The organism is Alteromonas sp. 5NS40-0096, assembly GCF_057544385.1.
The window spans coordinates 122858-146100 of the sequence record NZ_BAAJLQ010000008.1 but is presented as its reverse complement, the minus strand read 5'-3'; the positions used below and the strand labels follow the sequence as shown (position 1 = coordinate 146100).

Below are 23243 nucleotides of genomic sequence, written 5' to 3'. Positions count from 1 at the left end.
GACCGTCTTAGCAGACTGCCTCAAGCGGGATGCGTATGTTACTTCGAACCCCAAATTTGTCAACCATTTTTTTGAATTTTTTTACCGTTCAAATTTGGTTGCTACGTTGATAGCGATTGCCTGTTTGGCTGTTGCCCTGTCAACGAGGCGCGCATTCTACAGATACTTTTAAACAGGTCAACAGGCTTTTTAAAAAAAACATAAAAAAAGCGGCCAACCGGCCGCTTTTTAACCAACCCGCTTAATAAATAAACTATTGCAGCTTTTCTTTGTCGTTTTGGTCACTCTTCACTTCGTTTTCTGCCTGCGTTGGCGTTTCCACACCATCCTTTTCACACACAGATTTAAAGTCGGCATCTTCTTCGTGATCCCCCACTACGTCTTGCAACGTGACTTTGTCCACCGTCCTAAAGGTATTAATAGGCCCAGCTAAAGCATAAAGCGCAAATACGACGAATAAAACAAGCGCAGGCTCAGTAGCGACTACTACAAATATAAGCATAACCAGCAAGAGCGCGACAAAAGGCACCTTTCCATGCCAGTTCACTTCTTTGAACGAGTTGTATTTAAAATTACTTACCATTAATAAGCCAGTCGCGCCTGTGACTAACGCTACAATTAATCCATAATCGTGACCGTTAGCTTGGTACTCGACACCAACCCAAACCAAACCTGCTACCACTGCCGCTGCAGCAGGACTTGCTAACCCCTGAAAGAAGCGTTTATCAGCTATTCCGACTTGGGTATTGAACCTTGCCAGTCTCAGAGCCGCACCCGCTACGTATATAAAGGCAGCAAGCCAGCCTAACTTGCCCAATTCGGATAATCCCCAATTGTAAGCGACTAATGCCGGCGCCATACCAAAAGACACCATGTCTGCCATTGAGTCATATTCAGCCCCAAAGTCACTTTGAGTATTTGTCATTCTGGCAACTCTGCCATCAAGCCCGTCAAAGATCATGGCTACAAATATCGCTACTGCTGCGGCTTCAAAACGGCCGTTCATCGAAGAGACGACGGCGAAAAAGCCCGAAAACAATCCAGCAGTAGTGAGTAAGTTTGGTAAAAGGTAGATACCTTTGCGTTTACTTTGAGACATATTTCCTCTAATTCAGCGACATACATCAATAGTATCTCACAACCTATTTAACAAACCCAGCGAAACTGTTTTTGCTAAAAACCTATAACAAGTTATACAGACACATACCCTATAGAACTATTGATCAACATATAATCGCGAAACCATGTTGTGCTTCCTTCATCGATAAGAAAGGAAAGCGTAACGCAACAATCGAAATTTATAGTAAAAAGGATTCGGTAGTATGCGTAGTAAATTCTATATTTCTCAGTTCCTTGCAGGAGCTTTAGTCCTTGTATCGAATACAACCTTTGCCAGTGACTCTTCATTGGACGAAAGTGTATATAATTTGATTTCTGATGGTGTCGTCACTAGCACGACGCCAACACTGTCTAATGGTGTGAATATTGACGGTGTTAACATCGGCGTATCTGCTTGGGCAGACACTTACGGTAGTAACGACGACATTGTAGTTGATGCCAACCTTTATAAAATCAGTAATTATTACGGTTATGGTGTGACCAACGATGATTGGGAATCTGCACACAACAGTCCTGATCATGCCATAGACAATGTAAATCAAGTAAGAGGAAACTGGAGCGATTTCGACTTCGTATTATTCTCATTTGATCAGGACGTCAATCTATCTAGTGCTCAATTTACCTGGCGCTATAGCCGTAACGATAGCCAAGTCTCGGTCGCCGCACTAAACGATATCTCAGCTTTAACATCAGGCAGCAGTACATGGAGCGATATTGTCGCCAATGCACTTTCGGCAGGGTCATACAACATAAATACAGCGACATCTGGCTACCAAGCGAGTTTTGATTTAGTTGACACCGCCAAATACTGGTTAGTCGGCGCCTATAACACCGTTTTTGGAGACAACGGCGGCCAAATGTATAATGATGCCTTCAAGCTTTCAGCAATCAGTTTTAGCCAGGCCAATACACCACCAAGCGGCAAACCACCAGCAGAAGTCAGTGAACCATTTAGCATCGCATTATTAGCTAGTGGCTTAGCATTCATCGCTTGGAGACGCAAGAAAACGCGCTAACCCAAATGTAATGATTACGAAAAAGGAGCTTTTGCTCCTTTTTTGCTACATAAGCCTTATTTAATATAAAGGCAACCTCATATTTAGACTAAAGTAGATGTCTAAAAGTTTTACAATTCTTCAAAGACCTCTCTCGCAAAAATCTAAAATAACCATAAAAAACAACAAAATACAGAGTTGGCACGAAAATCGCTTAAAGCATAACAATCCCGAATTTTTTGTATTTTTAATAAGGCCCAAAAAATGAGCTTTAAGAAATTTTTTGCGAGTTCGCTATTAGTTTTAGCCAGCGCTTCAAGCTTCGCATCAGGCGATTCTTCTTTGTCCGAATACAGTTATTCTCTATATGGAGACGGTATTGCTAATGGGACTAATGCAAGCGTCCCAGGCTCCATCACTGTACTAGACAGCCTGAATATGAACGGTGTCAACGTGCGATTGTCAGCATGGTCAAATGGTAACGGTTCAAATGTTTATTCTGTTTCGAATTCTGAAATCCGCGGTTATTGGAACAATCAGGGCCAAGTCGGCTATGGTATTACCAACCTAGATGAAAACCCGCACTCACCAGACCATGCAACGGACAACATTGGCGAAGGTTTTGACTTCTTCCTATTGTCTTTCGATACCGAAGTCACATTAGATAGCGCCAATTTCAGTTGGCTACCATGGAGAGTGAATGGATCCGTAGCCCGCTATGACCAGCAGGTATCGGTTGCGGGTTTAAACGCAAGCGGTTTATCTACACTATCGTCTGGGACAAGTTCTTGGGCAAACGTTGCGGGTAATGCGCTAGTAACGGGCTCCTTTGACATTGGCAGCTCGCGAAGCAATGGGTTGTATACATCTGATGATTTTGGATTTTCTACCGCAGCACAATACTGGCTAGTGGGAACATACAACACAGTATTCGGTAGTGTGAGTGGTGCGAGTCTTTACAATGACGCTTTCAAATTGGCTGGCGTTGACTTTTCTAAGTCTAATACCCCAACGCCACAACCTAAACCAGTATCGGCTCCGGGTAGTTTAGCGTTGTTGATTGCTGGTGCAGCTTTAATGTTCGCTCGTCGTCAGCGGAAACAAGCATAATCAGTTTAAATCTGCGTTAAAAACACGTATCGTTTGGAAGGTGGCTATTAGCCACCTTTTTTGTGTCTATAAATTCAGGAAGTACCATGTTGAAAGCGATAAAGCGTACGCTTGTACTCAGCGTAACGTTAGCCTCATTAGGGATGTCAGCCCACAGTTTCGCCACCAGTGCCGAAGACTACGAAAAAGCACTAAAAGCCTACAATAAGGCGGAGTATGACGAGACCTATATTCACTTAAAAAATAGCTTACAGAAAGATCCTAGTAACCTTGCCTCAAAGATACTGATGGGCGAAATACTCCTGATAAATGGTTATCTAGTTGCCGCTGAAGTCGAATTTACAGAAGCGCTCGACATGGGAGCAGACATCAATCTCTTAGCAGAGCCATTGGGTAACACTTGGCTTTTTCTCAACAAGTACCGGAATATCGTTGATTTTGCGCAAACGGATAAGCTCACTAACGAAGCCAAACAAGAATGGCTACTTATCAAAGCGGCGGCATGTTCTCGATTAAAGAGAATAGACTGCGCAAAACAGTCGTACCAACAAGTACGTGACATCAACACCAAAGAAATTCAGGCTACAAATGGTCTCGCTTCACTCGCTATCCAAGAAGAACAACTCGATAGAGCAAGCCGGTACATCGAAACCAGCCTTAGCATAGACCCTACCAATGCAATAGCTTGGCGATTGAAGGGACAACTGGCATTTCAACAGGGCAACAAAGCCTTAGCCACCGAACACCTACAAAAAGCACTATCGTTTAACAAAGATGACCCTATTGCACTGCGTAATCTTGTCGATTTGTATATGCAAAGCCAAGACTATGACAGTGCTAAACTACTCGTAGATGAGATTATAGAAGACACACCAAATGACCCTCTTGCCATTCTTCTTAGCAGCTGGCTTCAAAGTAGAGAACAAGATGAACTCATCAAAAACGAGCAGCTTCAGCGATTAAATGATTTTATGGCCGAACTTTCGCCAGAACTCATCGCTTCACAGCCCATGTTACTTTACATCAGTGGCTTAACGAATTTTTTCAATGGTAATCTAGAGAAGGCCAGCAATGACTTCCGCAACTACCTTGTAGAAGAGCCTGACGATTTAAAAGCCGTCATGCTACTGTCGCAAACCTATACTGCGACCCAACAAGACAAAAAAGCGCTCGCACTTTTAGAAAAGCATCAAGAACAATTGCTGGATGATCTTGATTCTGCTTTGATACTGGGAGATCTACTGATCAAACAAAACCGCGCGTTTAAAGCGGAAAAATTAGTTCAAGAACTCGAACGCAGAAACCCCAAAAGTAGTAAACTTCAACTTTTTAATATCAAGTTAATGGCAGCGAGAGGGAAACAGGAACAAGCGCTCTCCATCCTTGATAGTAATTATGAAGATTATAAATCTGAGCCCGCATTTGTATTTACTTATGCCGTACTAAAATTACAAGCTGAGCAGTTTGAAGATGCTTTAAATGCAACAGAGCAACTCAATCAGCTTCTGCCTGAAAACGCTGAAATCTATAATTTAAAAGCAGGCGTGTTGATTCGCCAGGGTCTATTAGCAGAAGCGAAAACCGCAATTCTCGAAGCGCTGTCAATCAACCCAATACTGTACCCTGCAAAGTTTAATTTAGCAGCAATAGAAAGCAGAATGGGTAACATCGATGCATCAAGTGTTATTGTAGAGGAGCTACTATCACTATCGCCTAAGCACACTGAAACGTTACTACTCAAAGCTTTTAACCACCTTCAGCGCGCAGAACAAGACTCAGCGTTAGTGATCTACAATGATGTTTTGACCTTGAACCCTCAAAACACCGCGGCTCGAGAAAAATTGGTCGAAATCTATCAAAACCAAAATGAACTTGATCAGGCCTTGTATCATGTCGAGCGATTGATCAAAGATGAGTTTGATAACCCTAAGTTTCTTTTAACCAAAGCCAGCATTCAACTTCGTTTAGGCCAACGTTCTGAGGCCGAAAAGACCCTTGCTATAGCGTCGCACTTTGTGAAACAGGATGTACAATCCCTCGTTAGTTACAGTGATTTAATGTTGGCGTTAGGTAAGGTCAATGAAGCACTTGCCTCCCTGAGTGAAGCCGAACAAAAAGCCCCTAACAATACTCGTTTAACGATGCAACGTATCCGACTCGAGATTCAAAGCGATATGCTTGATGAGGCCTCGTCGTCGTTACAGAAAGTCGCTAGCAAAAACCAACAAAACCCAAATTATTGGTTGTTGCGTGGAATGCTAGCATTGAAGAAATCAGCGCCTGACAATGCGAAGGACTACTACCTTAAAGCGCTAACGTTGGACGAAAATTTCGGACAACCCCTTCTGGGCCTTTATAACTTTGCGCTACAAGAAAAGTACGTAGACGTGTTTTTATCAGAAGCAGAGCGCATCTCAGCAAAGCATCCGCAAAACTTGTTAGCAAAGAACTTACTCGCCCAGTATTTGTTTTTCATTCGAGAGTACGACAAGTCAATTCCACTGTATCTAGAGCTTGCATCCGTTCCTCAAATACTCAACAAAGCAGAAGTTTTGAATCGCTTGGCACAGATGCATATTGAGTCTGACATCAACAAGGCGGCCGATTACGCCAAGCAAGCGTATGCTATCGACGGAAATGATCCGTTAATACTAGATACCATGGGTTGGGTAAAATCTAAGCAAGGTGATTTAGTCGGCGCTTTGGAAAACATGCGAGATGCCTATGCAAGGGACGCAAGAAACCCAAATATCCGATATCACCTTGGCGCCATTTTGCTTGAATTGGGCAGAATAGAGGAAGCGAAAGATGAATTGGAATATGCAGTCAACGTAGACAGGCCATTCTTCAACCGGCCAAAAGCTCAAGCGTTACTGGATAAAATTACCTCCTCGTAGATTTCACTAGATGTAAAAAAACGCTCCATTTGGAGCGTTTTTTATTCAGTCTTCATGTTAATTTATGATCAACTCGTCGCCATCTCGGTTCACTCTGATTGTCGATTCCGCAGATATTTGCCCAGATAACAGTTTTTGGGCAAGTGGGTTTTCTATCTGTACTTGAATTGCACGCTTTAATGGGCGAGCCCCATACACTGGGTCAAAACCTGCCTCAGCCAACTTATCCAGAGCGCTACCAGATAACTCCAATTTGTATCCTTTATCAGCAAGACGTTGACGTAAGGCCAATAATTGAATTTTCGCAATCGATTTTATTTGCTCAAGACCAAGAGGATGGAATACAACAATGTCATCGACCCTATTGATAAATTCCGGCCTAAAATGTTGACCTACCACATTCATCACCAGTGATTTCATCTCTTCATACTGATTGTCTTGATGTTTGTCCTGAATCACATCTGAACCCAAATTCGATGTCATAATAACGACTGTATTTTTGAAATCGACTGTTCTGCCTTGGCCGTCAGTGAGTCTACCGTCATCTAGTACTTGCAATAGAATATTGAAGACATCTGGATGTGCCTTTTCTACCTCATCCAGCAATATGACCGAATAAGGTTTACGTCGAACGGCCTCTGTGAGGTATCCCCCTTCTTCATATCCCACATAACCAGGCGGGGCCCCGACCAATCGGGCGACTGAGTGTTTCTCCATAAACTCAGACATATCAATGCGTACCATTGCCTCTTCGGTGTCGAAAAGAAAGCCAGCCAACGCTTTACACAACTCGGTTTTCCCGACGCCAGTTGGGCCGAGAAACAAAAATGATCCTATAGGGCGATTTGGGTCAGCCAAACCGGCTCTGGAACGACGAATAGCATTAGACACAGCTTCAACCGCTTCTTGTTGCCCCACTACCCGTTTGTGAAGCACTTCTTCCATGCGAATGAGTTTTTCTCTCTCACCCTCAAGCATTTTAGCCACAGGAATCCCAGTCCATCGAGAAAGCACGTCGGCAATCTCAGCATCAGTAACCTTGTTTTTTACCAGCTGTGTTTCTTGGGTTTCACCTTCTGACGCATTTTCCAATTTGAGCTCTAACTCTGGGATGCGGCCATATTGCAGTTCAGACATACGGCTTAAATCAGAGGCTCGACGCGCAATTTCCAAATCCAAACGGGCTTGTTCTAATTCCGACTTAATGGTTTGCGTCCCTTGCATGGCGTCTTTTTCTTCCTTCCACACCGATTCAAGTTGAGCAAACTTAAGTTCTGCTTTTTCTCGCTCTAGCTCAATGGTCTCTAGGCGTTTATGGCTCGCATCATCGGTTTCTTTAGCAAGGGCTTGTTCTTCGAGCTTGAGCTGGATGATACGCCGTTCTAGCTTGTCCATTTCTTCGGGTTTCGAATCAATTTGCAAACGAATACTAGAAGCCGCTTCATCGATGAGATCGATAGCTTTATCGGGTAACTGCCGGTCACTAATGTAACGCTGAGAGAGACTCGCCGCAGCGACAATCGCAGGATCGGTAATATCGACTGAATGATGGAGCTCGTATCGCTCTTTTAAGCCACGTAAAATCGCGATGGTATCTTCAACAGAAGGCTCATCGACAAGGACCTTTTGGAATCGTCTTTCCAGTGCTGCGTCTTTCTCAATAAATTGGCGATATTCATCTAGGGTCGTGGCGCCGACACAGTGCAATTCCCCGCGTGCTAAGGCCGGCTTCAACATATTGCCAGCGTCCATTGCCCCTTCACCTTTACCTGCTCCCACCATAGTATGGAGTTCGTCAATAAAGAGGATGACTCGCCCCTCCTCTTTAGCCAATTCATTGAGCACAGCCTTCAATCGTTCTTCGAATTCTCCACGATATTTGGCGCCAGCAACCAAAGCTCCCATATCGAGTGATAACACTCGTTTATTTTTGAGTCCCTCTGGCACTTCGCCATTGATAATTCGCTGAGCCAATCCTTCAGCGATGGCGGTTTTACCAACACCCGGTTCGCCAATCAGTACAGGGTTATTTTTCGTTCGGCGTTGCAGTACTTGTACCGTGCGACGAATTTCATCGTCACGGCCAATAACGGGATCTAAACGGCCTTGCTCTGCTCGCTCAGTAAGGTCAGTAGTAAATTTTTCCAGGGCTTGTCGCACATCTTCGGCATTCGGGTCTGTGACTTTCTGGCCGCCTCTCATTTGATCAATGGCTTGATTAACACTCGCCTCTGTAATATTGAGCGATTTAAATATCTCCCCCAAACGGCCTTTATCTTGAAGCGCCGCCAGTACAAACATTTCTGACGTGATGTAATCATCTTTCCGTTGTTGTGCAATCTTGTCACATAAATTGAGCAGCACACCAGACTCTTTACTCAATTGCACATCGCCACCGATACCGGAGACCTTGGGTAGGCGCTCAATCGCTTCTGCTAAAGCGGACCTCAAGCCATTGACGTTGATGTTAGCTTGATCCAGTAAAGGCCTAACGGACCCGCCCTGTTGATTTAACATTGCGGTCATCAAATGAACAGGCTCGATGTACTGGTGATCACGCCCTAACGCTAATGATTGGGCATCTGAGATTGCCATCTGAAATTTACTGGTAAATCGGTCTAAACGCATAACGATTTATCTCCATTAAGATGCAGCGAATAATGAGTTGATTAATTTATGGGTGCGTTTTCGTCATGATTCAAGTTTACTGATAAAAATAACCATTTGGATTTGATCTAGAGCAAAAGCGACACTTTGTGTGCGAAGTAGTTAGAGACTAAGCGCTATTCGAGTCCAATTACAGACACCATGCGCCCTGTCGCCTTTTTGTTTTGGTGCGTCGCATAACGGTGAGAAAAAAATGTAGCAGGCGCAGAGTAAGTGCACATATCTGACATGATAACCTCTCCTACTCCAACGTCGTGTAGCTGAAGCTTTGCAATATGAGGTATGTTCAGTCGTGCTTTTTTTGTCACTCTGTCGATTTGAGTAGCGGCGTCTGAGTATACTGAAAATTTTTCGGCAAGGGCGAGGTCGACTTCATAGCATTTACCGGAGATGGCCGGACCGACCCAAGCGCATAGGTCAGAAGCTGAACTCAGCATGCTGTCGATTGTCTTAGCAATAATGCCTGAGGCTAAACCTTTCCAACCGGCGTGAATAGCTGCCACCTCTTTTTGCGACCGACTAAAAACGAGAACGGGTACACAATCGGCTGTCATGACTGCACACTGAAAACGTGAAGTACGACAGACCGACGCATCGCCGTCCCTAGCACTCGATGCATCTAAATCAATTACGGTATCGCTGTGGGTTTGATTCAGCCAGGCTATTTTTTTAAAGTTAGGCAAGGATTGGCGGTTCTTAGCGACCACATGAGCGATATCGCCAACGTGCATTCCCACATTGAGGCCTTGATAATCGCCGGTGCTCAAGCCACCTTCCCTAGTAGTACAGTACGCCACAACATAAGGCGGCGCCTGCCAGCCGGGTGTCAATAGCACCATCAATATTCTTCAGGTTGCTCGTGCAAGTCCGAATCCTCTCGGACAGTATCAATTAGCGCTACCATATCGTCTGGTAACGGTGCTTTGAACGTTAACCATTCTTCGGATTCAGGATGGAAAAAGGATAATTGTGCAGCATGTAAAGCTTGCCTTCTAAACCCTTTTAATACCGTCACACAGGCTTCGGTCGCACCTTTAGGTAAGCGATTGCGACCCGCATAAACTGGGTCACCTACCAATGGGTGTTTGATGTGCGCCATGTGCACGCGAATTTGGTGTGTACGCCCGGTTTCCAATTTTAAACGCAAGTGCGTATGTGCGCGGAACTTTTCGATTACACGATAGTGAGTCACCGCTGGCTTACCCATTTCTCTGACTGCCATATGAGTACGTTTAGTCGCATGTCGACCAATGGGTTCATCAACGATTCCGCCCGCTACCATAGTCCCGGTGACAAGCGCTTCATATTCGCGGCTCATAGTGCGCTGTTGCAATTGGTCAACGAGGTGCGTTTGTGCGGGCAAGGTCTTAGCGACAACCATCAAGCCTGTAGTATCTTTATCCAGTCTGTGAACAATGCCAGCCCTAGGTACTTTATCAATATCTGGTACATGGGATAGCAGCGCATTTAACACTGTACCGTCATGGTTACCTGCCCCGGGGTGCACGACCAAATCGGCAGGTTTATTAATCACCAGTACATGTTCATCTTCGTAAACAATGTCTAAATCGATATCTTGCGGCTGACTAGAGATTTGTACTTCAATAGTCGCGGCGACAATAATGTCTTCATCCCCTACCATTTTTTGACGAGCGATGTCACAAACCTCGCCATTTACGGTAACACAACCGTCTAAAATCCACTCTTTTAACTTAGAACGTGAATATTCAGGGAACAAATCCGCTAAAACCTGATCTAAACGCTTACCGAAATGAGAAGAATCGGTAACGGCTTCCAAATTCACGCTGTTTTCACTTTGGCTCATAGTTACTTCAAAAGGCTAAAAGGGTTAGTATAACAAGGATTGGCTTGTTAAACGTTACTAATAAGACATTTCTGTGGTCTTATTGTTGTTGAGTACGTTAGAATGTCGAAAACGTCGCCGTGTGGTGACGCTCGCAAGATCAGGATAAAAAAAACGATTATGAAATTTTCTAGATTAATGATGCCTGCTGTCTTTGGTGTCATCGTAGGGATCACGGGCTGTAGCTCATCGGAGAATGTAGAGGAACAACTCGCACAAACAGGTTCAGAGCAGTTGTATTCAAGTGCTCAAGAGGCGATGAGAAACGGTAACTTTACCGGTGCATCGGATATTTTAAGTAGTTTGGATTCGCGCTACCCGTTTGGCCCATTGTCTCACCAAGTTCAGCTAGATCTCATCTACAGCTATTATAAATCCGGTAGAACTGATCAAACACTGGCAACAATCGATAGATTTATCCGCCTCAATCCAAATCATTCCGATGTCGATTACGCCTATTTCATGCGCGGCTTAACAAACATGGAATCAGATAGCAATTTGTTTCAAAATTTGCTGAATATCGACAGAACGGATAGAGATCCCAGTAAATCGCGACAAGCGTTTAACGACTTCAGAGAGCTCGTAGAAAACTACCCGAATAGTAAGTATGCCGCTGACGCAAGAAAGCGTATGGTGTACATAAAGGATAGGCTGGCTAGCTATGAAATCGCTATCGCTCGTTTTTATATGCGAAGAGAAGCTTATGTGGCAGCGGCCAACCGAGGAAGATATGTCATTGAACACTACCCAGACTCGGATAAAGTGCAACAAGCCTTAGAGATTATGGTGACGTGCTACGATATATTACAGCTCGAAGACCTCAAGAACAATGCGATGAAAACGCTAAAACTCAATTATCCTGACAGTGATTTCATCAGTTAATCATTGAGCGATCCATACACAAAAGCCGCGATTATCGCGGCTTTTTTTTAACTATTTATCACCTGAAAAACAAGTGACTAAAGGGATTGAGCAGCCTCGCCAAGCCCGACGTGAAATGCAATGGTTGGTCAACTATCGTGAACACCAAGCAACCTTCATCAGCGTGCGACTGCGGTGCATGAACGTTTTGACCATCCATAAAAATCAAGTCACCTGTGTCATAGTCATTAAGGCCGTCACTGAATTCACCGTTAATCACCAGGGTGTGCTCTGTTCCTCTGTGGGTGTGTTCAGGGACACTTCCGCCCTTTTCCATATAAATGAAATTCGCGACTCCCATGTCACCAAGATCAACAGGGGCTTGCCATAATTTTCCAACCAACTTCGACCAATTTCCTGTCTTCGTTGCGTAGCGCTGTAAGGCTCTGGGTAATTCAAACGATTTCCCATCAAGCTCTATCGATTTGATCTGCGGCTTGACTACTGTTGGTTTCGCTTGTGGCAAATGAATAATATTGGCGAGTATATCATTGTACTCTTCGCCGAGTTCAGCCGTGCTACCAAAGGCCTCTTGCGCAAGCAATTCGTTGTGATTAGAAACGATACTCTGACATTCTTGGCACATGTCGCAATGTGCTGAAACAATAAGTGCTTCTGCAGGGGGAAGAATGCCTTGAGCAAACGCTTCCAATTGATACTGTGTTGGATGTAATTTAATCATGGTCTTCTAACATACCTTTCAACCGTTGGAGAGCAAGCCTTGCTCTTGACTTCACGGTTCCTAACGGAATACAAAACTCGTCAGCCACTTCTTGCTGAGACTTTCCATCAATGTATATCGCTTCTATCACTGCCTTCTGCTTTTCTGGCAGCTTGTCAAATAAGTGCCCTATTTGTTCAAGTGTAATCTGCTCGTCTAGCGACACTTCATTGCTGTCTGGCGTTTGCTCACACAGAACAGGCCACAGATCATCCGAGCAAACATCCTCTTTGCGATTGTTTAATTTGCGCAGCATGTCAAAGCGGATATTTCGCGCAATGGTAAAAATCCACGTAGAGGGAGAACCTTTTTGAGCGTCAAACAAATGTGCTTTTTGCCAAACATTTGACATCGTGTCCTGCACTAGCTCCATCGCCAACGCCTCATTCCCCATCTGCTTCAATGCGTAGGAACGCAGTCTCGGGGCGAAGAAGTTAAAAACCCTCGAGAACGATAGCTTGCATCTTTTATTTGCGACTTCGACCAAATACGCAGACATTTCTTCTGCGCACTCTATTGGCTTTACTGTCTTCGCGTTTTGTTCCAATGGAATCCCGACTAACATGCTCTTGCTCGCATCAGTAGACAATATCACTTATACGGCGGGGTTGGATTAAAAGATCACTAATTAACTCACTAGTTCAGTTAAATAGTTTAGCACTTTTCTGCAGTCTTTTTGATTGAGAAATTCTTGTTTGGTGCGAGCGTCAACAGGAATGAGTTCCAACCACCGATTCAACACCCAGATGGGGTCGGTAAATGACGGTGCTTCGTACAGTGAAGCTATCTCAGGATACATTTCAAATATTTCACCAAGCTTTTCTTTCATTGGTAAAATATCGTCTCCGCTGATTTGGCACTCCCATGGCTCGACCTTTTGGCACTCGCCGATTCTCAATCCATCGGACTCGGTTTCAATGTTATCTACGCTTACGCCATATAGCCCGGCCACAGTTACTCCCAACAAGCCGTCTTCTAACGTGGTGAAATCAATCACCTCGGCATATGTCCCGCGAGGAAGGATGTGTTGATTTGACGCCTTATCGCCCTTGGCATCCAACATGCACAAAACGAAACCGCTGTTTGACGCACACGCTTCCTTTATCATGCGCACATAACGTGGCTCGAAGATTCGAAGCGCCATTCTACCACCGGGTAGCAAATGGGCAGATAAGGGAAATAAGGGATATTTGACTGCGTTCATCTCTTGATAACTTAAATTACACTTACAACCTTTACGGGTTTGTCTCGCTAATGGATCTTTTTTCAAAACGCTGAATTCGAATGTAATTTGATATTTATAAATACCAATCCAATAATTTATGATCTTTTTAAACTACACTAGGGTACTGGTTATATTCACATTTTTGAGAAGAGATATATGACCGTCATTGATAGGTTTAGCGATTTATATAGGGATCTCGTCAATTTTGACATAGAAGACCTAGCATCAATTTACGCAGAAAACATTGATTTCGTTGACCCTGTTGCGACACATCAGGGTTTGCCAGCAGTAAAAGACTATTTCGCCAAGTTGCTTGTCTCGGCTAAGCAATGTGACTTTAACATTCACAACATTGCGGCATGCCACCAAAACGAGGAAGGCGTCGATTACATAGTGACATGGAAAATGGATTTAGTACTCAACGGCCAAACCAAGCACATTTTTCTCGATGGTATTACCCAGTTGAAAATCACAGATGACAAGATTGTATATCATCGCGACTATTACGACTTGGGCCAAATGGTTTATGAGCATGTTCCTGTAGTTGGCTGGCTAGTGAAAAAGATAAAGCGGAGGTTGGCAGCATGAAGACAATTCTAGTCACAGGTGCAACATCCGGAATTGGAGAAGCCTTTGCGAAACACGCTGCGCAACAGGGTCACAAAGTGATAGCGTGTGGTAGAAATCAAACAGCCCTCGAAACACTCGACAAAATAGACAATATATCCGTGTTGCGATTTGACGTAACCAATGAGGCTGAGACCAAAGCAGCCCTCCTTTCGGCAGAAGCAGACATCTATGTGTTGAACGCAGGTACCTGTGAGTATGTTGACGTAGAACAATTCGAGCCAGCTATGTTCGAACGCGTTTTCGCTCCCAATTTTTTTGGGGTCGTAAACTCAGTCGCAGGCATCTTGCCTGGGCTCAAAGCTGGGAACCAAATTGTAATCGTTGACAGCATGGCGAGATTTTTGCCCTTTACTCGTTCGCAAGCTTATGGTGCGAGTAAGGCGGCATTGCACTACTTCACTAAAAGTTTGGAAGTCGATTTAAAAGACAAAAACGTCTTTGTACAAACCGTTTCTCCGGGCTTCGTAAAAACCCCCTTAACGGATAAAAATGATTTTGACATGCCAATGATAGTCACAGCTGACGAAGCAGCAGAATCGATGTTGAGAAAAATACTCAATGGCAATGCGTCAATATACTTTCCAACAATGTTCGGTTTAATCCTTCGATTCTTCAATATATTGCCCGCATCCGTTAAGCGTTCTCTCGCTTATTCTATGCGCTCAAAAGCGCTGGCGGCACTCAAGGAAAAAAACAAACAATGAGACAACGTATCGCGATTATCGGAAGTGGTATATCAGGTTTAACTTGCGCTCACTTATTGCACAAAGAACACGACATTACCGTCTTTGAAGCCAATGACTACATTGGCGGTCACACGGCGACGAAACACGTGGAAGTGGATGGTAATCAGTACGCTATCGACACGGGCTTCATCGTATTTAACGACTGGACCTACCCTAACTTCATCAAACTGATGGATAAACTCGGCGTACAACGACAACCTACGGAAATGAGCTTCTCCGTTACTTCTGACAAACACAACATTGAATACAACGGCAACAACTTAAACACCCTTTTCGCCCAAAGACGAAACCTACTGAGACCCAGGTTTTGGCGTATTGTCCGCGACATATTGCGGTTTAACAAACTGTGTAAGGCAGCAATTGAAGCCGGAGACAATACCGAAGGTGTGACGCTTTATGGTTTCATTCAGCAACACGAGTTGAGTGACGATTTCGCTGATTTTTACATATTGCCTATGTGTGCGGCAATTTGGTCTGCGAGCTTAGAACAGACCAAGGGTTTCCCATTAAAATTTTTCCTCCAATTTTTCAACAATCACGGTTTACTCAATATCAATGACCGTCCCCAATGGTACACACTGATTGGTGGCTCAAGTCAGTACGTCGAGCCCATCACAGCTGGATTTAGACAACACATTAAACTGAATGCGCCAGTGAAGACTGTCTTGCACCAGCAAGACGGTATCAATATCACGCTTGAAAACGGTGATAGCGATACCTTTGATCACGTTATTTTTGCATGTCACAGCGACCAAGCTCTTGCCATGTTAGCCGCGCCAACCGAAGCCCACAAAAATGTGCTGGGCCGTATTCCCTATGCCCCAAACGATGTTGTGCTGCATACCGATATCGGGCAGCTGCCCAAACGTAAGCTCGCGTGGGCTAGTTGGAATTACTTGCTCAACGAGGATGGCGACAGTGCCCAATCACCAGCATCTGTCACCTATGATATGAATATTTTGCAGCGTTTAGACAGTGACGTCACATTCTGTGTCACGTTAAACAATGCAGACGCCATCGCGCCGGATAGCGTGTTAGGGCGATATCGCTACGCGCATCCACAATACAGCGATGACATGGTGTCAGCACAATCACAACGCCACGAAATTTGTGGCGTAGATAACCTACATTTTTGTGGCGCTTACTGGTACAACGGGTTTCATGAAGATGGCGTCAAAAGTGCACTGGACGTATGCCAACGCTTCGGGGTATCACTGTGACAGAAAGCGCCATTTATCGAGGTAAACTTACTCACCAGAGGTTTGAACCTACCCAACACCAGTTTGCTTACGACATTTTTTTGTTTTGGCTGAAGTTAGATGAGCTTGACACCCTCAGCCGTTCGGTGAAAGGGTTCGGTCAAACCGGACTCAGCGCCGTCAAATACCGCCGGGAGGATTATCTAGGCGACATAACAGAACCCCTAGAGACGTCAGTGCTCAATAAAATGTCGTCACTGGCTGGAAAAGTACTGACGGGTGACGTTTTTATGCTCGGACAAGTCCGAACATTTGGCATGTACTTCAGCCCAGTCAATTTTTACTATTTACGAGATGCTGATGGCTTGTACAGCCACATGTTGGCGGAAGTCAGCAATACACCATGGAACGAGAGACATCACTATCTCGTCAACTTAACCGAGCAGGCTGACGTAGAAAAGGTATTTCATGTGTCGCCATTTAACCCTCTCGACATGATGTACAAATGGCAAGTAGCCCAACCCAGCGATACGTTATCGCTTTCAATGGAATGCCATCAATCCTCGAAGCATTTTAGTGCTGGCATGAATTTGAGAAAAATACAGTTGAACTCTGTGTCGTTACGCAACGTATTGATTGCTATTCCCAGTATGACAATTAAAACCGTCTGGGGAATTTACTGGCAAGCGTTAAAGCTTTGGTTAAAGCGGACGCCAATATACGCGCATCCAGCTAACAGTCATCAGGAACAAAAATAATGTCTTACGGCGAACAAACCTTAACTCCTACTAAGTCATCGCTTTCTGCAATGGAACGGTTTTGTAAATCCACGTTTTTAAAAGTGCTAAGAGAACTTCCGCACGGTCACATTACGGTAAAAGAAAACAATGAACCGGTATTGATCGCAGGAGACAAGTCTTCTGACATTCGTGCTGAAGTTAACATTCTTGACCCGATTGCATACAAAAAGCTCTTGTTAGGCGGTAGTGTTGCGGCGGGTGAAAGTTACATGGACGGTCTATGGACAAGTCCTGACCTCACCCAAGTTATTCAGATTTTTGCGCGTAATTTATCAACGCTCGATGAGTGGGAAAATAAGTTTAAGTGGTTGTCTATGCCATTTCTCAAGGTGCAACACTGGCTGAATCGCAACACCCAAGCCCAAGCCAAGAGAAACATAGAAGCGCATTACGACTTGGGCAACAAGCTTTACACACGTTTTTTAGACAACACCATGATGTATTCGTCGGCCATTTATCCCGATCCCAATACCTCTCTTGAGGGTGCACAAAACCACAAACTGAAAACAATCTGTGACAAACTGCAACTCACAGAAAACGACCACCTGTTGGAGATTGGCACAGGCTGGGGAGGGCTCGCCGTCTTTGCCGCCAAGCACTACGGATGCAAGGTCACGACCACCACAATATCAGAAGAACAATACGCGTATGCTCAGGCATGGGTCGAAAAAGAGCAGCTAGGCAATCGAATCACGTTGCTCAAGAAAGACTATCGCCTGCTAGAAGGCAAATTCGATAAACTCGTGTCGATAGAAATGATTGAGGCCGTCGGTAAACGGTTCTTGGGTAACTTTTTTACTAAATGCGCGTCATTGCTCAAAGACAACGGGCTCATGCTACTGCAATCTATCACCATCGATGACAGACGTTATGACAGCTACGCCAATAATGTGGACTTCATTCAAAAGTATATTTTCCCTGGCGGCTTCTTACCGTCTCAATATGAAATTAATGCCCATCTGAAGAAATACAGCGACTTTAACATTCGCGACTTGCACGATATTGGCCTTGACTATGCCAAGACGCTGAAAGATTGGTATGTCGCGTTTTCTGCGAGTGAGGAAAAGCTGCTTAAAGATGGCTATGACGAGCGCTTCATGCGTATGTGGGAATACTATCTCAAATATTGCGAAGGTGGCTTTTTAGAACGTACGATTAGTACAGTTCAGCTGGTACTGAGTAAGCCTCAATACACCCAGTCACTAACCCGTGCTTGATTGCAAAGAATCTAAGCCCGGCCAGTACCGGGCTTTTTTATGAATCTGATTCGCCGTCTACCACAGAAATTGGTTTAGAGAATATTGGCTTGCCTTGGTTGATATTGATTTCCACTCGACGATTTCGCGCCCTGTCTGCCGATGTCGATGCGTCTTCTATTAGTGGTGAGGTCGAGGCTTTACCTACCACTCGCATACGGTTTTCATCGAAACCCGTTGCACGTCTTAGTTCCTCTGCTACCGCCACAGCACGCTGAGCAGACAAGTCCCAATTTGAGCGGTAAAGCTCATTAGAGATTTGCTGGCTATCACTGTGGCCAGATACCTCCACTTCGCCAGGGACTTCAGCAAGTAGCTCGCCAATCGTTCTCAAAATCGGTTTAAACTGAGGTTGTAAGAACGCCGAGCCAGCTGAAAATGAACCATTCTCTTGGATTCTGATCGTGATTTGTTGCCCAAGCGATTCCATCTCAATAGAGCCATCGAGAATTTGCTTCTGAAGTTGTTGAGCTACCTTTTTCATCAATTCTGCAGTTTCAGTTTGATCTGCACTCGCTTCGGCGGCACTGGATTGGTCCGTCGCTGTTTGTTGCGCTTGACCACCCCGTTGCGTACCACGTTGTTTCTGACGACCACCGGCAGAATCTTCATCACCCGCTTGAAACTCCAGCATTTGCTGCGTCATTTCAATGGTTTGCTGTTGAATTGTCTCTATTGGTGTTGGATCGGGGCGTCCAGGTCTAAATTCCATTGCTATGACACTGGTGCCTTTGGGGATATCTTTAACTTCTATTTTATTTTGTACACCAAATGCAAACTTCATCGAGCCTGCTATTTGTTTGAACTTGAGTACGTCCATTTCGGAGAACGCCAACAAAAGTACAAAGAAGCACATCAACAATGACATCAAATCGGCAAACGTCCCCATCCACGCGGGAAGGCCTTCGGGGGGACATTTGGGGCATTCGTCTTCCATACCTATTCTTCCTCGCCCGTAGCCCCGCGTTTACTTTCCGCTAGGTAGTTTTTCAAGATCCCTTCAATAACTCTCGGGTTTTGTCCATCGGCTATACCTACAATGCCGTCAAGCACCAGAGATTGGTTGATTTTTTCTTCCTCTGCTCGGTTGTTTAGCTTAATTGCCATTGGCAAACAAACAACGTTTGCAAAGAAAGCACCGTATAGTGTTGTCAACAAGGCAACGGCCATTGCTGGCCCGATGGCTTTAGGGTCATCCATGTTCGACAACATGGCAACCAGTCCAATCAAGGTACCGATCATCCCCATGGCAGGCGCGACATCGCCCATATTTTTAAAGATGGTGGCGCCGAATTCGTGGCGCTGAGTGGTCATTGAGATATCTTTGGCCATAGTCTCGCGGACGACATCAACGTCGTGGCCGTCCACTAACATGTCTACACCTTTTTGCATAAAAGCATTGTCTATTTCGGCTTCCTCGAGTGCAAGAAACCCACCCTTACGCGCGGCATCAGCCATTTCTACGATTTTTTCAATGAGTGCTTCCGGTGTGTCAATTTTGAACATGAACGCTTTACCGGCGATTTTACCAGCACCAAAAAACTGACCTAGAGTGTATTGGGAAAGAACCACGAACAAACTACCACCGAATACAATGAGGACTGACGGAATATTGATAAACATCCCTAACTCGCCACTCATCAACATAGACATGACGACAAAACCAATCGCGCCCAACATACCTATGACGGTTCCTAAATCCACGCCTTAATCCTCATATTGCCCGATGACATGTGTTGACTAAAATGTAGTCTACACACAACCATTTACTCCAGATTGTTTTATATTATCGGCATTTGCGTAAAAATCTATAACCGATCCTCTTGAAAAACGTACCTGAGTGATGAAAAAGTACAACTCAATCGCATTTGATTCGCTTTTTTTAGACAATGAACGAGTCAAATTGCACTTATTGTGTGTGGCAAAACGCCAGAAAAGCAGTGAATGTAGACTAAAATGACAAACCATTTGACCCCTTCCCGCCCCTCAGTTAATGTGCCCGTCACAGTTTGATTTGAGGACTTTCTATCGTGAGTGATGGAACTAAAACACCCCAGACTTTTGAACAGTCATTAGCCGAGCTAGAATCGATTGTTAAAGAAATGGAAAACGGTGATTTACCACTGGACGACGCACTGGCCAAGTTTGAAAGAGGCGTAACCCTCTCGAAACAGAGCCACCAAGCTTTGCAGGCGGCTGAGCAAAAAGTGCAAACATTACTCGCCGATCAAAATGGTGAAGCGCTACAGGACTTTGACAACAGCGCAAGTGAACTATGACAGAGAACCAACTCTCCGCTTTTCACCTATCTGTAAGAAACAATATAGACAAGCGACTTGATGAGCTAGTGTCTTCCTTGCCTGATGTGGCACCTACCTTAAAAGAAGCAATGTCATATTCGTTGCTAGTAGGTGGTAAGCGCATGCGTCCATTGTTAGTAAAATTGGTAGGGCAGTGTCTATCAGTACCCGAGAGTGATACTGACGCCATTGCCACCGCCATTGAATGTATTCACGCCTATTCACTGGTGCACGATGACCTGCCGGCAATGGATGATGACGATTTGCGACGTGGTAAACCGACGTGTCATATTGCTTTTGATGAAGCCACGGCGATATTAGCGGGTGATGCGTTGCAAACACTCGCATTCAGTCATATTGCCGACACACCACTGTCAGATTATGGCAACGCACAAAGGGCTAAACTGATCAGTTGTTTGGCGACGGCAAGTGGTTATCTCGGTATGTGTGGCGGCCAGGCTATTGATTTAGCATCCACGGGCCAAACCATTGATATCGCAACCTTACGACAACTACACAACATGAAGACAGGTGCACTACTAAGAGCATGTGTTGATATGGTTGCCATAGTCAGCCCAAATCTTAAGGAAGACGAAAGGTCAGCGTTGCAAGGTTTTGCCCGTGCAATGGGTTTGGCCTTCCAAATACAAGATGATATTTTGGATGTGACTGGCGACACGCAACGATTGGGCAAACCCCAAGGTTCAGATCAGGAACTGGGGAAAAGTACATTCCCTGCCCTGTTGGGATTGGATGGTGCAAAAAAAGAATTAAACCAGTTGCACCAACAATCACTACAAGCATTACGTGCTTTGCCTTACAATATCGATAACTTATTAGCTTTTTGCGACCTTATGGTAAAACGAGACCATTAGGCTGGTCGCCTTTATTGCTTAGAAAAAAGAATGACTTTAGATTTATCCCACTACCCTACTTTGTCGCTTGCGCCAACGCCCGATGAGTTGCGCAAGTTGCCACAAGAACAATTAAAAACGCTCTCTGACGAGTTGCGTCAATATCTGTTGGCATCGGTCAGTCAAAGTAGTGGCCATTTCGCTTCAGGGCTTGGCACAGTCGAGCTCACCGTAGCGCTGCACTATGTGTATAACACACCTTTCGACCGCGTGATTTGGGATGTTGGCCACCAAGCCTACCCACACAAAATTCTAACTGGCCGTGCCGAGCGCATGTCTACAATACGCAAGAAAGATGGGCTACACCCCTTTCCTTGGCCGCCAGAGAGTGATTACGACACCTTTGCCGTAGGCCACTCTTCGACGTCGATAAGTGCCGCATTAGGTATGGCTGTTGCGGCAGAGAAAGAAAATGCAGGTCGAAAGGTCGTTGCTGTAATTGGTGATGGCGCTATGACGGCTGGTATGGCGTTTGAAGCCATGAACCACGCTGGTGATATAGACAAAGATATGGTTGTTGTCTTAAACGACAACGAAATGTCTATTTCTGAAAATGTCGGCGCATTAAACAGCCATTTAGCGCGCCTTCTCACTGGTGATTTGTTTAATTCCATTCGCGATGGCGGTAAAAAACTGCTAAGCAATGTTCCGCCAATAAAAGAATTCGCTAGCCGTGCCGAAGAGCATATCAAAGGCATGGTTGTACCCGGAACCATATTCGAAGAACTGGGCTTCAATTATATTGGGCCTATTGACGGTCATGATGTAAACGGTGTGGTGGATACATTGCGCAACATGCGTAAGTTCAAAGGGCCACAACTACTGCATGTTGTTACCAAGAAAGGGAAAGGCTACCCAGAAGCAGAAAAAGATCCGATCAAGTTCCACGCGGTCCCTAAGTTCAATCCAGCTGACCAAGTGCTACCCAAAGCCGCAGCCGCAAAGCCAACCTATTCAGCCGTATTCGGTGATTGGTTATGTGATATGGCAGCAAAAGACAACAAACTGATGGCTATCACTCCTGCGATGCGCGAAGGGTCTGGCATGGTGAAGTTTTCGCAACAGTTTCCAGAGCAATACTACGATGCTGCTATCGCAGAGCAACACGCCGTAACCTTCGGCGCAGGCCTTGCCAAAGATGGAATGAATGCCGTTGTTGCGATTTATTCCACGTTCTTGCAACGGGCCTATGATCAACTGATCCATGATGTGGCATTACAAAACCTTCCAGTCTTGTTCGCAATAGACCGAGCCGGTGTTGTAGGAGCCGATGGGCCAACACACCAAGGTGCCTTTGACATCGCCTTTTTGCGCTGTATCCCCAATATGATAGTGATGACTCCAGGGGACGAGAACGAGTGCCGCCAAATGCTTTATACAGGGCATATCGCCGGTCAGCCTGCAGCTGTTCGTTACCCCAGAGGAGCGGGCAAAGGCATAACACCAGAGACAGAGATGCAAGCCATTGAGCTTGGTAAAAGCCGTACTATGCGCGAGGGTAAACGTATCGCGATTTTAAACTTTGGTACCTTGTTGCCCTACGCAGAAGAGGCGGCAGAGACACTGGATGCGACACTAATCGACATGCGTTTTGTTAAACCCCTCGATACCGAGGTGTTGATGCAGTTACAAGCTGACCATGATGCTTTCGTCACTGTCGAGGACGGATGTATTATGGGCGGTGCCGGCAGTGCCGTCAGTGAGTTTGTTCACAGCCAGCGATGGGCAACTCAAATCAAACACATTGGTTTGCCAGACACCTTTATATTGCAAGGCACGCAACAAGAAATGTACGCCGAGCATCAAATCGATGGTGATGGTATCGTTGCACAGGTCCGCGCCTTTCTAAACTAGAGAAATCAAAAACACAAAAGCGAGA

The 23243-nt window shown here is 45.1% G+C and carries 21 protein-coding genes; 12 read left to right on the top strand and 9 right to left on the bottom strand.

Going from position 1 to position 23243, the window contains the following annotated elements; translation table 11 throughout:
• Positions 1–253: 253 nt before the first annotated feature.
• Positions 254–1099 (bottom strand): CDP-diacylglycerol--serine O-phosphatidyltransferase, encoded by an 846-nt coding sequence (pssA, locus tag AC27G9_RS19515; RefSeq protein ID WP_487076158.1) that lies wholly within the window; start codon positions 1097–1099, stop codon positions 254–256.
• 223 nt (positions 1100–1322) lie between these two features.
• Here pssA and xdp1 (AC27G9_RS19510) point away from each other — a divergent pair, with 223 nt between their 5' ends.
• From xdp1 (AC27G9_RS19510) to prsT, 3 genes are all read left to right on the top strand, one after another.
• Positions 1323–2135, top strand: coding sequence for an exosortase-dependent surface protein XDP1 (gene xdp1 / locus AC27G9_RS19510; RefSeq protein ID WP_487076157.1), 813 nt, complete (start codon positions 1323–1325; stop codon positions 2133–2135).
• A 243-nt stretch (positions 2136–2378) separates the two neighbouring features.
• On the top strand, positions 2379–3224 hold the full coding sequence (gene xdp1 / locus AC27G9_RS19505; RefSeq protein WP_487076156.1) for an exosortase-dependent surface protein XDP1: 846 nt from the start codon (positions 2379–2381) through the stop codon (positions 3222–3224).
• 86 nt (positions 3225–3310) lie between these two features.
• Positions 3311–6121, top strand: a complete 2811-nt coding sequence (prsT, locus tag AC27G9_RS19500) for an XrtA/PEP-CTERM system TPR-repeat protein PrsT (protein ID WP_487076155.1) — start codon at positions 3311–3313, stop codon at positions 6119–6121.
• 57 nt (positions 6122–6178) lie between these two features.
• Here prsT and clpB read toward each other — a convergent pair whose 3' ends face one another.
• From clpB to rluD, 3 genes are all read right to left on the bottom strand, one after another.
• Entirely contained in the window at positions 6179–8749 is a 2571-nt protein-coding gene (gene clpB, locus AC27G9_RS19495; protein ID WP_487076154.1) for an ATP-dependent chaperone ClpB, read from the bottom strand.
• Positions 8750–8904: 155 nt separating this feature from the next.
• Complete coding sequence (pgeF, locus tag AC27G9_RS19490) at positions 8905–9627, bottom strand: peptidoglycan editing factor PgeF (protein ID WP_487076153.1); 723 nt, start codon at positions 9625–9627, stop codon at positions 8905–8907.
• Positions 9627–10613: a 23S rRNA pseudouridine(1911/1915/1917) synthase RluD gene (gene rluD / locus AC27G9_RS19485; RefSeq protein ID WP_487076152.1), complete on the bottom strand. Its 987-nt coding sequence runs from the start codon at positions 10611–10613 to the stop codon at positions 9627–9629. Before rluD ends, pgeF begins: the two co-directional genes overlap by 1 nt.
• A 159-nt stretch (positions 10614–10772) precedes the next feature.
• Here rluD and AC27G9_RS19480 point away from each other — a divergent pair, with 159 nt between their 5' ends.
• Positions 10773–11534: an outer membrane protein assembly factor BamD gene (locus tag AC27G9_RS19480; protein WP_487076151.1), complete on the top strand. Its 762-nt coding sequence runs from the start codon at positions 10773–10775 to the stop codon at positions 11532–11534.
• Positions 11535–11592: 58 nt separating this feature from the next.
• Here AC27G9_RS19480 and AC27G9_RS19475 read toward each other — a convergent pair whose 3' ends face one another.
• From AC27G9_RS19475 to AC27G9_RS19465, 3 genes are all read right to left on the bottom strand, one after another.
• A complete protein-coding gene (locus AC27G9_RS19475) occupies positions 11593–12255 on the bottom strand; it encodes a ChrR family anti-sigma-E factor (protein WP_487076150.1) in 663 nt (220 codons plus the stop codon).
• Complete coding sequence (locus tag AC27G9_RS19470; protein WP_487076149.1) at positions 12248–12859, bottom strand: sigma-70 family RNA polymerase sigma factor; 612 nt, start codon at positions 12857–12859, stop codon at positions 12248–12250. Before AC27G9_RS19470 ends, AC27G9_RS19475 begins: the two co-directional genes overlap by 8 nt.
• A gap of 63 nt (positions 12860–12922) precedes the next feature.
• Positions 12923–13498: an LON peptidase substrate-binding domain-containing protein gene (locus AC27G9_RS19465; RefSeq protein ID WP_487076148.1), complete on the bottom strand. Its 576-nt coding sequence runs from the start codon at positions 13496–13498 to the stop codon at positions 12923–12925.
• 177 nt (positions 13499–13675) lie between these two features.
• Here AC27G9_RS19465 and AC27G9_RS19460 point away from each other — a divergent pair, with 177 nt between their 5' ends.
• The 5 genes from AC27G9_RS19460 to AC27G9_RS19440 are packed head-to-tail and all read left to right on the top strand — an operon-like array spanning position 13676 to position 18111.
• Positions 13676–14107: a nuclear transport factor 2 family protein gene (locus tag AC27G9_RS19460; protein ID WP_487076147.1), complete on the top strand. Its 432-nt coding sequence runs from the start codon at positions 13676–13678 to the stop codon at positions 14105–14107.
• Positions 14104–14853, top strand: a complete 750-nt coding sequence (locus tag AC27G9_RS19455; protein ID WP_487076146.1) for an SDR family NAD(P)-dependent oxidoreductase — start codon at positions 14104–14106, stop codon at positions 14851–14853. The genes AC27G9_RS19460 and AC27G9_RS19455 overlap by 4 nt, the downstream gene beginning before the upstream one ends.
• A complete protein-coding gene (locus tag AC27G9_RS19450) occupies positions 14850–16115 on the top strand; it encodes an NAD(P)/FAD-dependent oxidoreductase (protein WP_487076145.1) in 1266 nt (421 codons plus the stop codon). Before AC27G9_RS19455 ends, AC27G9_RS19450 begins: the two co-directional genes overlap by 4 nt.
• Positions 16112–16852 carry a DUF1365 domain-containing protein gene (locus tag AC27G9_RS19445; RefSeq protein WP_487076144.1) on the top strand — a complete coding sequence of 247 codons (741 nt, stop codon included), beginning with the start codon at positions 16112–16114 and terminating at the stop codon, positions 16850–16852. The genes AC27G9_RS19450 and AC27G9_RS19445 overlap by 4 nt, the downstream gene beginning before the upstream one ends.
• Positions 16852–18111, top strand: coding sequence for a class I SAM-dependent methyltransferase (locus tag AC27G9_RS19440; protein WP_487076143.1), 1260 nt, complete (start codon positions 16852–16854; stop codon positions 18109–18111). The genes AC27G9_RS19445 and AC27G9_RS19440 overlap by 1 nt, the downstream gene beginning before the upstream one ends.
• A gap of 37 nt (positions 18112–18148) precedes the next feature.
• Here AC27G9_RS19440 and AC27G9_RS19435 read toward each other — a convergent pair whose 3' ends face one another.
• Together AC27G9_RS19435 and pomA are read right to left on the bottom strand one after the other, a co-directional pair.
• On the bottom strand, positions 18149–19087 hold the full coding sequence (locus AC27G9_RS19435; RefSeq protein ID WP_487076142.1) for a flagellar motor protein MotB: 939 nt from the start codon (positions 19085–19087) through the stop codon (positions 18149–18151).
• A gap of 2 nt (positions 19088–19089) precedes the next feature.
• Entirely contained in the window at positions 19090–19854 is a 765-nt protein-coding gene (gene pomA / locus AC27G9_RS19430) for a flagellar motor protein PomA (RefSeq protein WP_487076141.1), read from the bottom strand.
• A gap of 326 nt (positions 19855–20180) precedes the next feature.
• Between pomA and AC27G9_RS19425 the strand changes: the two genes are divergently transcribed.
• From AC27G9_RS19425 to dxs, 3 genes are read left to right on the top strand one after another with little or no spacing between them, the layout of a single operon-like run.
• The gene (locus AC27G9_RS19425) at positions 20181–20429 is read left to right on the top strand and encodes an exodeoxyribonuclease VII small subunit (RefSeq protein WP_487076140.1); all 249 of its coding nucleotides are present in this window, start codon (positions 20181–20183) and stop codon (positions 20427–20429) included.
• The gene (ispA, locus tag AC27G9_RS19420) at positions 20426–21325 is read left to right on the top strand and encodes a (2E,6E)-farnesyl diphosphate synthase (RefSeq protein WP_487076139.1); all 900 of its coding nucleotides are present in this window, start codon (positions 20426–20428) and stop codon (positions 21323–21325) included. The genes AC27G9_RS19425 and ispA overlap by 4 nt, the downstream gene beginning before the upstream one ends.
• A gap of 30 nt (positions 21326–21355) precedes the next feature.
• On the top strand, positions 21356–23218 hold the full coding sequence (gene dxs, locus AC27G9_RS19415) for a 1-deoxy-D-xylulose-5-phosphate synthase (RefSeq protein ID WP_487076138.1): 1863 nt from the start codon (positions 21356–21358) through the stop codon (positions 23216–23218).
• Positions 23219–23243 lie beyond the last annotated feature (25 nt).